This window comes from Xanthomonas translucens pv. cerealis (genome assembly GCF_006838285.1).
Lineage (GTDB): Bacteria > Pseudomonadota > Gammaproteobacteria > Xanthomonadales > Xanthomonadaceae > Xanthomonas_A > Xanthomonas_A cerealis.
The window spans coordinates 2679087-2691284 of record NZ_CP038228.1 but is presented as its reverse complement, the minus strand read 5'-3'; the positions used below and the strand labels follow the sequence as shown (position 1 = coordinate 2691284).

Here is a 12198-nt window from a genome sequence, read left to right as displayed (position 1 = left end):
GGGGCAGGGAATCGCTGGCGACGCAGGCTCAGGCGAGCATGCGCAGTTTCGGTTCGCGGTCCCACTGGCGGGTCTTGGCCGCCTCGATGAAGCCCTTGGCGTTGCCGGCATCGAGCACGCCGGCGTCCTTGACCACGTTGCCGGCCTTCAGCAGCGGCTGCGCCCCGGCATCGGCGGCGATCGCCTTCAGGTGCGCGAACGCGTTGCTGACGAAATCGACCGCCGCCGACTCCTTGCTCAGCTGCTTGCCGGCCTCGGCCGACAGCACCACCGCCACCGCGTCGAACACGAATGATGGGGTGCCGGCCAGCTGGCCGTCCGCGGCCAGCTTCTTGCCGTCGCTAAGCTTGGCGCCACCGACCTTCGGCGCGACGATCTTGACCGTGGCGCCGGCGTCGCGCGCCGCCTTCTGCAGGGCCTTCACCGTCGCCGCGTCGGACCCGTCATGGATCAGGATGCCGATCGCACGCCCCTGCAAGATGTGCTTCATCTTGCCGATCAGTTGCAGTGCCGGCGATGGCGGCATGTCCTGCGGGGCGACGGCGGCCGGCGGTGCCGGCGGCAACGCGTCCATGCCCAGGCCGTTGGCCACGCGCTGCGCCAGCGCCGGGTCGATGTGGCGCAGGTGCCCGACCACCGCCGCCCGCACATGGGCGGCCTCCACCTTCGACAACTCGAACACCAGCGCCGAGGCCAGATGCGCCTGTTCGGGCTTGCTCTGGCTGCGGAAGAACAGCCGCGCCTGGCTGTAGTGGTCGGCGAAGCTCGCGGCGCGCACGCGGCCCTTGCCGCCGTCCTCGCTCGGCGTGGCGTGGCTGGGGAAGCCGCGCGCGCTTTCGCGCGGGCTGTCGTCCTGCAGCGAGCTGGGTTCGTAGGCGACGCGGCCCTTGGGCACGCCCATCTGCATATGGCCGTCGCGCTGCATGTTGGCGAACGGGCACTTCGGCGCGTTGATCGGGATCTGGTGGAAGTTCGGCCCGCCCAGGCGGCTGAGCTGGGTGTCCAGGTAGGAGAACAGGCGGCCCTGCAGCAGCGGATCGTTGGAGAAGTCGATGCCCGGGGCGATGTTGGCCGGGCAATACGCCACCTGCTCGGTCTCGGCGAAGAAGTTGTCCGGCCAGCGGTCCAGCACCATGCGCCCGACGATCTTCAGCGGCACCAGTTCTTCCGGGATCAGCTTGGTGGAATCGAGATGGTCGAACGGGAATTTGTCGGCTTCTTCCTCGGTGAACAGCTGCACGCCCAGCTCCCATTCCGGGAAATCGCCTTGCTGGATCGCCTCGAACAGATCGCGGCGGTGGAAGTCCGGATCGGCGCCGGCCAGCTTCACCGCCTCGTCCCACACCGTGGACTGCAGGCCGAGCTTGGGCCGCCAGTGGAACTTGACGAAGGTGCTGTTGCCGTTGTCGTCGAGCAGGCGGAAGCTGTGGATGCCGAAGCCTTCGATCATGCGCAGCGAACGCGGAATGGTGCGGTCGCTCATCGCCCACATGATCATGTGCAGCGACTCGGGGGTCAGCGAGATGAAATCCCAGAACGTGTCGTGCGCGCTGGCCGCCTGCGGGAAGCCGCGGTCCGGCTCCATCTTCACCGCGTGGATCAGGTCCGGGAATTTGATCGCGTCCTGGATGAAGAACACCGGGATGTTGTTGCCGACCAGGTCCCAGTTGCCTTCCTTGGTGTAGAACTTGACCGCGAAGCCGCGCACGTCGCGCGGCGTGTCCACCGAACCGGCGCCGCCGGCGACGGTGGAGAAGCGGGTGAACACCGGCGTCTTCACCCCGACCTCGGTGAGGATCTTGGCGGTGGTGTACTTGTGCAGCGAGGCGGTCAGCTCGAAATAGCCGTGCGCAGCGCTGCCGCGCGCATGCACGATGCGCTCGGGGATGCGTTCGTGATCGAAGTGGGTGATCTTCTCGCGCAGGATGAAATCTTCCAGGAGGGTCGGCCCGCGCGGCGTGGCGCGCAGCGAGTTCTGGTTGTCGGCGATCGGGATGCCCTGGTTGGTGGTCAGCGGCGGATGCGTGCCGCCGGCATGCTGGTGCAGTTCGTCGCCGCGACCGCGCTGGTCGGCGACGGCGCTGGTATCGACGGGCGTGCTGGATTTGCTGGGCTTGCGAGGGCTGGCCATGGATGAACGCTCCGGGGGATGATGCGTGGACGGCAGAGAGGATTCGCGTTGCGAACGGCTGCGCGATGCGCGGGAGAAAGGGGGTGTCATGCGTCCGATCAATGCTGTGCCGGCAGGCGTGAACGGTCCGTGCAACCTGTCCGAGCATGGCGTGAGGAAGGTGCCGCGGCGTGTGTGGCAGTTCGCACAAAGCGCGACGGCGCGCACGGCGTGCATCGCCGCGCACGGCCGCGCCTGCGCGGCGCCGAGCTGATCGCCGCGTTCGCCGTCGGTCGTCTTCTTGCGCTGGATGCGGGGCGCAGATGCAGAGCATCGTTGCGCCGGGTTGAGCGTGCGCGGCCGGGCACGGCGCGTGCCGCGTTCGCGCCGGCATCGGCATAGCGCTGGCCGGCCGGCAAAAAAACGCCAGCCCCGACGTGCGGGGCTGGCGTGGCGAAACGCGGCGAGGCAGCGGGGCGGGGCGTTAGGCCACCACGTCGTCCTTGTACGCTTCCACCGGGATGCACGCGCACATCACGTGCTTGTCGCCGTAGACGTTGTCCACCCGCGCCACCGGCGGCCAGTACTTGGCCTGCTTGAGCGTGGGCAGCGGGAACGCGGCCAGCTCGCGCGGGTAGGCATGCGTCCAGTCGCCGGCGGTGACCTGCGCGGCGGTGTGCGGGGCGTGCTTGAGCGGGTTGTCCTCGCGGTCCAGGCGGCCGTCCTCGATCGCGGCGATCTCTTCGCGGATCTGGATCATCGCGTCGATGAAGCGGTCCAGCTCATGCAGCGATTCGCTCTCGGTCGGCTCCACCATCAGCGTGCCGGCGACCGGGAAGCTCAGCGTCGGCGCGTGGAAGCCGAAGTCGATCAGGCGCTTGGCCACGTCCTCGGCGCCGATGCCGGTGCTCTTCTCCAGCGGGCGCACGTCGAGGATGCACTCGTGCGCGACCAGGCCGTTGCGGCCGGTGTACAGGGTCTTGTAGTGCGGGGCCAGGCGCTTGGCGATGTAGTTGGCGTTGAGCAGCGCGACCTGCGTCGCCTTGCGCAGCCCGGCGCTGCCCATCATGGTGATGTACATCCAGCTGATCGGCAGGATCGAGGCGCTGCCGAAGCTGGCCGCGCTGACCATGCCGACGTCGCCTTCGCCGCCCAGCGTGCGCGGCAGGAACGGCGCCAGGTGCACCTTCACCGCGCACGGGCCCACGCCCGGGCCGCCGCCGCCGTGCGGGATGCAGAAGGTCTTGTGCAGGTTCAGGTGCGACACGTCCGAGCCCCACTTGCCGGGCTTGGCCACGCCGACCAGCGCGTTCATGTTGGCGCCGTCGGTGTAGACCTGGCCGCCGTGCGCATGCACCGCCTCGCAGATCGCCACCACGTCTTCCTCGAACACGCCGTGGGTGGACGGGTAGGTGATCATCAGCGCGGCCAGGCGCTCGCTGTACTTCTCGGCCTGGGCGCGGATGTCGTCGACGTCGACGTTGCCGTTGGCGTCGCACTTGGTGACCACGACCTTCATGCCGCACATCTGCGCCGAGGCCGGATTGGTGCCGTGCGCCGATTCGGGGATCAGGCAGATGTCGCGATGCGCTTCACCACGCGCGCGGTGGTAAGCGCGGATCGCCAGCAGACCGGCGTATTCGCCCTGCGCGCCGGAGTTGGGCTGCAGGCTGACCGCGTCGTAGCCGGTGCATTCGACCAGCATCGCTTCCAGTTCGCCGATCAGCTGCGCATAGCCGGCGGATTGCGCGGCCGGGGCCAGCGGATGGATCGCGCCGAACTGCGGCCAGGTCACCGGGATCATCTCGGCGGTGGCGTTGAGCTTCATCGTGCAGCTGCCCAGCGGGATCATGGTGCGATCCATGGCCAGGTCCTTGTCGGCCAGCGCGCGCATGTAGCGCAGCAGTTCGTGTTCGCTGTGGTGGGTGTTGAACACCGGGTGCTGCAGGAACGCGCTGCTGCGCTTGAGGGCTTGCGGCAATGCGTCGGCAGTGACTGCATCGAGCGCATCGACATCGGCGCTCGCGCCGAACAGCTGCGCCAGCGCGATCACGTCGGCGCGGGTGGTGGTTTCGTCCAGGCTGATGCCGAGCGCTTCGCTGTCGATCGCGCGCAGGTTGATGCCGGCCGCGCGCGCCTTGGCGTGGATCGCTTCGGCATCGATCGCCTTGACGTGCAGGGTGTCGAAGAAGCGCTCGCCGACGTTGACGCCTGCATTGCGCAGCGCCGCGGCCAGGATCGCGGCCAGGCGATGGGTGCGCCGCGCGATGCGGGTCAGCCCGTCGGGGCCATGGTAGACCGCGTACATCGAGGCCATCACCGCCAGCAGCACCTGTGCGGTGCAGATGTTGGAGGTGGCCTTCTCGCGGCGGATGTGCTGCTCGCGGGTCTGCAGGGCGAGGCGGTAGGCGGGGTTGCCGGCGGCATCGATCGACACGCCGATCAGGCGGCCCGGCATCGAGCGCTTGTAGGCGTCGCGGCAGGCCATGAACGCGGCGTGCGGGCCGCCGAAGCCGAACGGTACGCCGAAGCGCTGCGAGTTGCCGACCACGATGTCCGCGCCCCATTCGCCGGGCGCAGCGATCAGGGTCAGCGCCAGCAGGTCTGTGGCCACCGCGACCAGGCCGCCTTGCGCGTGCACGGCATGGGCCAATGCCTTGTGGTCACCGATATGGCCGAAGCTGTCCGGATACTGCAGCAGCACGCCGAAGCACTCGGCCTGCAGCGCTTCTTCCGGCGTGCCCACGCGCAGCACGATGCCCAGCGGCTCGGCGCGGGTGCGCAGCAGCTCCAGGGTCTGCGGATGCACCGCGTCGTGCACGAAGAAGGTGTCCGATTTTGCCTTGGCCGAACGCTTGGCCAGGGTCATCGCCTCGGCCGCGGCGGTGGCCTCGTCCAGCAGCGAGGCGTTGGCGATCTCCATGCCGGTCAGGTCCGCGCACATGGTCTGGAAGTTGATCAGCGCTTCCATGCGGCCCTGCGAGATCTCCGCCTGGTAAGGGGTGTAGGCGGTGTACCAGGCCGGATTCTCGAGGATGTTGCGCAGGATCACCTTCGGCGTATGGGTGCCGTAGTACCCCTGGCCGATGAAGCTGCGCAGCACCTGATTTCTGTCGGCGATGGCACCGATCTTGGCCAGCGCCTCCTCTTCGGTGACCGCGTCGGGCAGCGCCAGCGGCAGCGGCGACTTGATTTTGCCGGGCACGATGGCGTCGGTCAGCGCCTCCAGCGAAGCGTGGCCAACAGTGCGCAGCATGTGCGCGATTTCGGCGTCGTTCGGGCCGATATGGCGCTCGACGAAGGCGCAGTGGTGTTCGAGGTCGCGCAGCGAGGACGTGGTCTGGGACATGGCGGGCATCCGGAGCAAGAGGGCATGCGAAAGGTCGGAAGCGCCGCCGCCGGCATGGCACGCGCAGTGGCGTGCCGCAAGCTGCCGCAGCGAAGGTCTTCCTCGCGCCCCTCTGTCCTTTTGCCTGAGAGTTTAAAAACGCGGCTGCGGCCTTAGCCTGCCTGCGTTTCGTGCCCCTTCGGCGCCGGAGTCAACCGGTCTCTCCAGAGTTGTGATACGGATGGTTTTGGGCCTGAGCGATTACGGGCGTTGCGCCTTCGGCAGCGGCGATGCCGCTTCTCCCACCATGTTGCGCCGACAGTATATAGCCAGCGCCCCGCCGGATTGGCGAAGCGAACCCCAACCCGGCAGACCGGGCCATACCCGGGCGAGTTGTCCCGCCCGGGGAGCCGGTCCTGTTTACATGTCTGACTTCGCTGCGCGATGCCGTAGCGCAGCCTCACGCTGCCGACATCTCAGGCAGTGAGCCATGGGGTCACCCGTGACCACCACCAGGCGGATTGTGCTTACCGTTGGGGCCCGAAGGCGGGTAATCGCCGCCGCCCACTTTCTTCCACAGGGCTTCGTCCAGCGGGGCCACGCGCTTGCGCTGCGATTCCGGCTGCAGCGGGCGAAGGCCGGTCGGTTTGCGCTTGTTCAGCAGATGCATTGAATGAACTCCTCGATGACCCCCTCGGAGACAGAATCGCCCGGCCCGAAGGGGAATGCCGGACGACCGCCATGCCATGGCCGTGTGTGCGCCGCCGGACATCGTTGCGATGCGCGGAGACGGTGGGGCGCATCCCCGGACCCGCACCAGTCGCACCGTGCGCGGCGGCGGCGGTCAAGGCGGGGTTCCATGCGATGGCATGTGCGCGTGAGCGAAGCCGCGCCGCCGCTGTGTGTGGTCTGGGGATGGGGTCACCGCGCAACTGTGACGGCCGCCGCTGGCGAGATAGCCGGTTCGCAGATGGATACCGATCTACGCGGCTGTGCAGGCGTGGCCTCGCGCAATGCGCACGCTGTCGGTCGCCAGCGTGAAGGCCGGATACGCACTGCGGCCGGACCGAGGCCATGCACCCCATTCCATAAGGACGCGTTACGTTGGACTACCACTTCATCTCCGGCCTGCCTCGCTCCGGATCGTCCTTGCTGGCCGCGTTGCTGCGCCAGAATCCGCGCGTGCATGCCGAAGTCACCTCGCCGCTGGCCAGACTGTACGCCGCGATGTTGATGGGCATGAGCGAGGAGTACCCCTCCAACGTGCAGCTGGACGATGCCCAGCGCGCGCGCCTGCTGCGCGGCATCTTCGACGCCTTCTACCAGGATCGGCGGCAGGCGCAGTGGGTGTTCGACACCAACCGCGCCTGGTGCAGCCGCCTGCCGGCGCTGGCCGCGTTGTTCCCGGACACGCGCATCGTCTGCTGCGTGCGCGAGGTGGGCTGGATCGTGGACAGCTTCGAGCGCCTGGCGCAGGCGCAGCCGCTGCGGTTGTCGGCGCTGTTCGGCTACGATCCGGAGGATTCGCTGTCCATGCGCGCCGATCTGCTGACTGGCGCGCGCGGTGTGCTCGGCTATGCGCTGGACGGCCTGCGCCAGGCGGTCTACGGCGACCATGCCGGGCGCCTGCTGCTGCTGCGCTACGAGACGTTGGCACGGCATCCGGCACAGGCGATGGAGCAGGTGTACGCGTTCCTGCAGATGCCCGCCTTCGCCCACGACTATGCCAACCTGGAAGGCGATGCCGAGCGTTTCGATGCGGCCCTGCAGACCCCCGGCCTGCATCGCGTCCGCCGCACGGTGGGCTATGTGCCGCGTCGCAGCGTGCTGCCGCCGGAGCTGTTCGAGCGGCTGCAGCAGCTTGCGTTCTGGGAAACCGACAGCGTGCCTGGCGTGCGCATCGTATGAGTGGCGCGGTGCCCGCTGGCCGGCGTCGCGTGCGCGGCCGCGCCTGAGCATGCTGTTCCGTCGCCAGGCCGTGGACCACCAGCGCCGCGCCGGGCTCGGGCGCATCGTGCTCAGGCACGGGCGCGCGACGCAGCTATGCGTGCTGGCGGTGACGCTGATCGTGGCCGGACTGGTCGCCGTGTTCTTCTGCCTGGGCTTCGCGCGCAGCCAGACCTTGCAAGGCGTGCTCACCCCGACGCAGGGCATGGTCGCGATCAGCAGTCCGCAGGCCGGTGTGGTGGTTGCGATCCGGGCGGCGGAGGGGCAGGGCGTGGCGGCCGGGCGGGTGCTGTTCGTGCTGTCGGCCGAGCACCGCGACGACCGCGCGCGGCCGACCGCGCAGGCCGCGTCGGTGTTGGCCGCGCGCGAGCGCCTGGCGGTCGAGGCCATGGAGCAGATCCGCACCCAGGGCCGCATGCAGCAGCAGGCGTTGGCGCAGTCCATGAGCGGCATGCAGGCCAGGCTGGCGCACCTGGATGGCGAGCTTGCAGTGCTGCGCCGGCGCCAGCAACTGACCGAAGCGATCGAGCAGCGCTACCGCACCGCGATGGCGCGCGGCCTGGTCAGCCAGCAATTCGTCGACGAGAAGATGGCCGAGTCGATGGACCAGCGCGCGCGGACCTTGGACCTGGAGCGCGACCGCATGGCGCTGGCCGATGCGCTGGCGCAAGCGCGCCAGGACCTGCGCCAGCTGCAGCCAGGCCTGCGCGAACAACTGCTCGCCGCCGAGGCGAGCCTGCAGCAGGCCAGGCGCGAGAGCATCGAGCAGGCCGCGGCCGCGCAATGGGAAGTGCGCGCGCCGTGTGCCGGACGCATCGCCCTGCGGCCGCTGCTGCGCGGGCAGGCGGTGGCCGCCGGGCAGCGCCTGGCCGACGTGGTGCCGGCCTCCACTGCGCTGGACGTGGTGCTGTACGCCCCCTCGCAGGCGGTGGGACTGACGCGGCCGGGGATGCCGGTGCAACTGCGCTTCGATGCGTTGCCCTACCAGCACTACGGGCAGTTCGCCGGCCGCGTGGTCGCGGTGGCAAGGATGCCGGAGCCGGCTGCGGCCGGCGTGGGAGCGGCGGTCGAGCCGCTGTACCGGGTCCGGGTGCGCCTGGCCGAAGGCGCTGCCGTGCGCGCCCGGCTTGGCGCCGTGCTGCGGCCAGGCATGCGCGTGCAGGGCACGCTCAAGCTGGAGTGGCGGCGTTTTGCGCAGTGGGCGTTCGAGCCGCTCGCCGATGTGCGCGGCGGCGCGCGATGAGCGTGTGGCTGCAGCAACTGCGCAGACTTGCCGGTGCGCGCCGCATGCCGATCGTCCTGCAGGGTCAGGTGGGCGAATGCGGGCTGGCGGCGATGGCGATGGTCGCCCACTACCATGGCTGCCGTGTGGGCCTTGCCGCGCTGCGGCGGCGCTTCCTGCTGTCGCGGCAGGGCACCACGCTGGCGAGCCTGGTGTCGATCGCGCAGGCGATCGGCCTGCAGGCGCGGGCGCTGCGCCTGGAGATGGACGCGCTCGACGACCTGCAGCTGCCGTGCATCCTGCATTGGGATCTCAATCATTTCGTGGTGCTCAAGCGCGTCGGCGCGCGCCACATCGAGATCAACGATCCGGCCAATGGCCCGCGTCGTCTGCACCGCACCGAGTTCGCCAAGCATTTCACCGGGATCGCGCTGGAACTGGCGCCAGCGGCGGACTTCCGCCCGCAGCCCGCCCCGCCGCCGCTGGCCTTGTCCTCGCTGATCGGCCGCGTGCATGGATTGAAACGCGCGGTTTGGCAGATAGTGGCGTTGGCGCTGGCATTGGAATTGGTCAGCCTGGGCATGCCGTTCCAGTTGCAATGGATCGTGGACCAGGCATTGCCGTCGGCCGATATCGGGTTGATCGACGCGCTGGGGATCGGATTTTTGCTGCTGGTGCTGCTGCACGCCGCGATCGGCCTGCTGCGCGGCTGGCTGATCACCACGTTTTCGGCGCAACTGGCGTTCCAATGGATGGGGCAGGTCTTCGCGCATCTGCTCGCGCTGCCGCTGGCGTATTTCGAGAAACGCCACCTCGGCGGCATCCAGTCGCGGTTCGACTCCATCCTGCAGATTCAGCGCACCCTGACCACCGGCTTCATGCAGACCATGGTCGATGGCGTGCTGGTGATCGGCACGCTGTGCCTGATGCTGGCCTATAGCCCAGGCCTGAGCGCGATCACCTTGCTGGCGGTGGCCGCCTATGCGGGCATGCGTGCGCTGTGGCTGGGCAGGTTGCGCGATGCGGCGGCCGAGGAGTTGCTGTGGGATGCCAGACAGCACACCCATTTCCTGGAAAGCGTGCGCGGCGTGCAGGCCATCCTCCTGTTCGGACGGCAGCACCAGCGGCGGATGGACTGGACCCATCTGCTGGCCGAGCAGACCAATGCGCACTTGCGGCTGAACCGTGGCGAGGTCTCGCTGGCGTCGGTGAAACTGCTGCTGTTCGGCGCCGAGCGCGTGCTGGTGGTGTGGCTTGCGGCCTTCGTGGTGCTGCGTAATCAGCTGTCGCTGGGCATGCTGCTGGCGTTTCTAGCCTATCGCGAACAGTTCGCGCTGCGCCTGAGCGGGCTGATCGACCGGCTCGCCGAATTCCGTCTGCTGCGCATCCACCTGGAGCGCGTCGCCGATATCGTCCATCACCCGCGCGAACAGGCCGGCGAACAGCCCGACCCGGGTCGCTGGCACGACACCTGCATCGAACTGCGCGGGCTTGGCTTCCGCTATGCGGACGATGCGGCGCCGGTGCTGGATCAAGTGAACCTGCAGATTCGCGCCGGCGAGTGCGTGGCGATCACCGGCGTGTCCGGGTGCGGCAAGACCACGCTGGTCAAGCTGATCCTGGGCCTGCTCCAGCCGACCGAGGGCGAGATCCGGATCGGCGGCCGGCCCCTGACCGGCGCGCTGCTGGCGCAGTACCGCGCGAACGTCGGCACGGTGATGCAGGACGACATGCTGTTCACCGGATCGGTGGCCGATAACATCACTTTCTTCGATCCTGAGCCGGATCATGAACGCATGCGCGATTGTGCGCGCATGGCATCGGTGCACGAGGACGTGGAGCGGATGCCGCTCGGCTACGACTCGGCGTTGAGCGAGGCCGGCGCCGGGCTGTCCGGCGGGCAGCGGCAACGCCTGCTGCTGGCGCGCGCTTTATACAAATCGCCGCGGATCCTGGTCCTGGACGAGGCCACCAGCCACCTGGACGTGATGAACGAAAGCCGCGTCAATGCCGCGATCCATGCCTTGCAACTGACCCGGATCATCGTCGCGCACCGCCGCGAAACCCTGCGCATGGCGGCACGGGTCATCACCCTGGCGCACGGCCGCGTGGTCGGCGACCACCCGATCGAGGACTGGCTGCGGCTCCCCGCGCAGGCGCCGGTCGAGGACGGCCTGGCCTCCTGAGCGCGCGTTTTGCGCGCCGCATGGCCGGGCAAGGGCGGCCATCGTGCCGGGCGAGCGCCGGCGCAGTGGCGTGCGTGGGCGCAATCCGCGATATTGCCGCGCATGACCACGGCCGTTCCCTCCACCCGCTACATGGCGCTGCTGCTCGCCGGCCTGGCGATGTTCGGCCCGTTCGCGATCGACACCATCTTCCCGGCGTTCCCGCAGCTGGCGCAGCGCCTGCGCGCCGACCCGGTGGCGATCCAGCAGACGGTCAGCGTCTATCTGCTGGCCTACGCGCTGATGGGCCTGGCGCATGGGCCGCTGTCCGACGCCTGGGGCCGCAAGCCGGTGATCGTCGGCGGTCTGGTGGTGTTCGCGCTGGCTTCGGCCGGCTGCGCGCTGTCGCGCGACCTGGGCACGCTGCTGGTGTTCCGCGTGCTGCAGGGATGTTCCGCCGGCGTGGGCACGATCGTCGGCCGCGCGGTGATCCGCGACCTGTACCAGGGCCACGACGCGCAGCGGCTGATGAGCCAGGTGTCGATGATCTTCGGCATCGCCCCGGCGATCGCGCCGATCATCGGCGGCTGGCTGCTGGCCACCGGCGCAGGCTGGCCGCTGATCTTCTGGTTCCTGGTCGGGTTCTCGCTGCTGTTGCTGGTGACCACGCTGCTCTGGATGCCGGAGACGCATCCGTTGCAGGCGCGCACCCCACTGGCGCCGCGCACGCTGCTGCGCGACTACATCGCGATCGCGTTCAACGCGCGCTTCCAGCGCCTGGCCGCCGCCAGCGCGTTCAACTTCGCCGGCGTGTTCCTGTACATCGCCTCGGCACCGGTGTTCATCATCGACCTGCTGCACCGCACCGAGCGCGATTTCGCCTGGCTGTTCATTCCGACCATCGGCGGCATGACCCTGGGCTCGTTCCTGTCCGGGCGCATGGCCGGGCGCATCGGGCCGCTGCGGCAGGTGCGCATCGGCTTCATCTGCTGCGGCGTGTCGGTGGCCGGCAACATCGCCTATACCGCGATCGCGCCGCAGATCGCGCTGCCGTGGGCGGTGCTGCCGATCTTCGTGGCCGGCCTGGGCATGGCGCTGATCTTCCCGATCCTGGCGCTGGCGGTGCTGGACATGTACCCGCGCCAGCGCGGGCTGGCCTCGTCGCTGCAGGCCTTCACCCAGCTGATCCTCAACACCGTGGTGGCCGGGGCGCTGTCGCCGCTGCTCAGCGGCCGGACGATGCATCTGGCGCTGGGCTCGGGCGCGTTGTTCCTGATCGGCTGGGGCTTCTGGCGCTGGGAGCGGCGCAGCGGCAAGCGCCTGCCGCGGCCCGGCAGTCAGGTGCCGCAACGGGAACCGGCCGATCCGGTGTGACGTCGGTGCCGCGGTTGGGCTATCGTCGCCGGGTCATCGTTGAGGAAACCGC

At 69.1% G+C, this 12198-nt stretch carries 7 protein-coding genes and 1 riboswitch; of the genes, 4 read left to right on the top strand and 3 right to left on the bottom strand.

Annotation, left to right across the window (positions count from 1 at the left end; all coding sequences use genetic code 11):
- Positions 1 to 28: 28 nt before the first annotated feature.
- The 3 genes from E4A48_RS11730 to raxX form a co-directional block, all read right to left on the bottom strand.
- Positions 29 to 2131 carry a catalase gene (locus tag E4A48_RS11730; protein ID WP_039007243.1) on the bottom strand — a complete coding sequence of 701 codons (2103 nt, stop codon included), beginning with the start codon at positions 2129 to 2131 and terminating at the stop codon, positions 29 to 31.
- A 463-nt stretch (positions 2132 to 2594) separates the two neighbouring features.
- Positions 2595 to 5468, bottom strand: a complete 2874-nt coding sequence (gene gcvP, locus E4A48_RS11725) for an aminomethyl-transferring glycine dehydrogenase (RefSeq protein ID WP_185910653.1) — start codon at positions 5466 to 5468, stop codon at positions 2595 to 2597.
- 93 nt (positions 5469 to 5561) lie between these two features.
- A riboswitch (glycine riboswitch) is annotated at positions 5562 to 5676 on the bottom strand.
- A gap of 258 nt (positions 5677 to 5934) precedes the next feature.
- The gene (gene raxX, locus E4A48_RS20575) at positions 5935 to 6108 is read right to left on the bottom strand and encodes a RaxX family RiPP (protein ID WP_176717078.1); all 174 of its coding nucleotides are present in this window, start codon (positions 6106 to 6108) and stop codon (positions 5935 to 5937) included.
- Positions 6109 to 6542: 434 nt separating this feature from the next.
- Here raxX and raxST point away from each other — a divergent pair, with 434 nt between their 5' ends.
- The 4 genes from raxST to E4A48_RS11705 all read left to right on the top strand — a co-directional run bounded on the left by raxST (position 6543) and on the right by E4A48_RS11705 (position 12146).
- Entirely contained in the window at positions 6543 to 7346 is an 804-nt protein-coding gene (gene raxST / locus E4A48_RS11720) for a RiPP modification sulfotransferase RaxST (RefSeq protein WP_142742472.1), read from the top strand.
- Between the two features lie 43 nt (positions 7347 to 7389).
- A complete protein-coding gene (locus E4A48_RS11715) occupies positions 7390 to 8628 on the top strand; it encodes an HlyD family secretion protein (protein ID WP_176717080.1) in 1239 nt (412 codons plus the stop codon).
- Positions 8625 to 10793, top strand: a complete 2169-nt coding sequence (gene raxB, locus E4A48_RS11710) for a peptidase domain-containing ABC transporter RaxB (protein ID WP_142742471.1) — start codon at positions 8625 to 8627, stop codon at positions 10791 to 10793. Before E4A48_RS11715 ends, raxB begins: the two co-directional genes overlap by 4 nt.
- Before the next feature lie 102 nt (positions 10794 to 10895).
- Positions 10896 to 12146 (top strand): multidrug effflux MFS transporter, encoded by a 1251-nt coding sequence (locus tag E4A48_RS11705; protein WP_142742470.1) that lies wholly within the window; start codon positions 10896 to 10898, stop codon positions 12144 to 12146.
- Positions 12147 to 12198 lie beyond the last annotated feature (52 nt).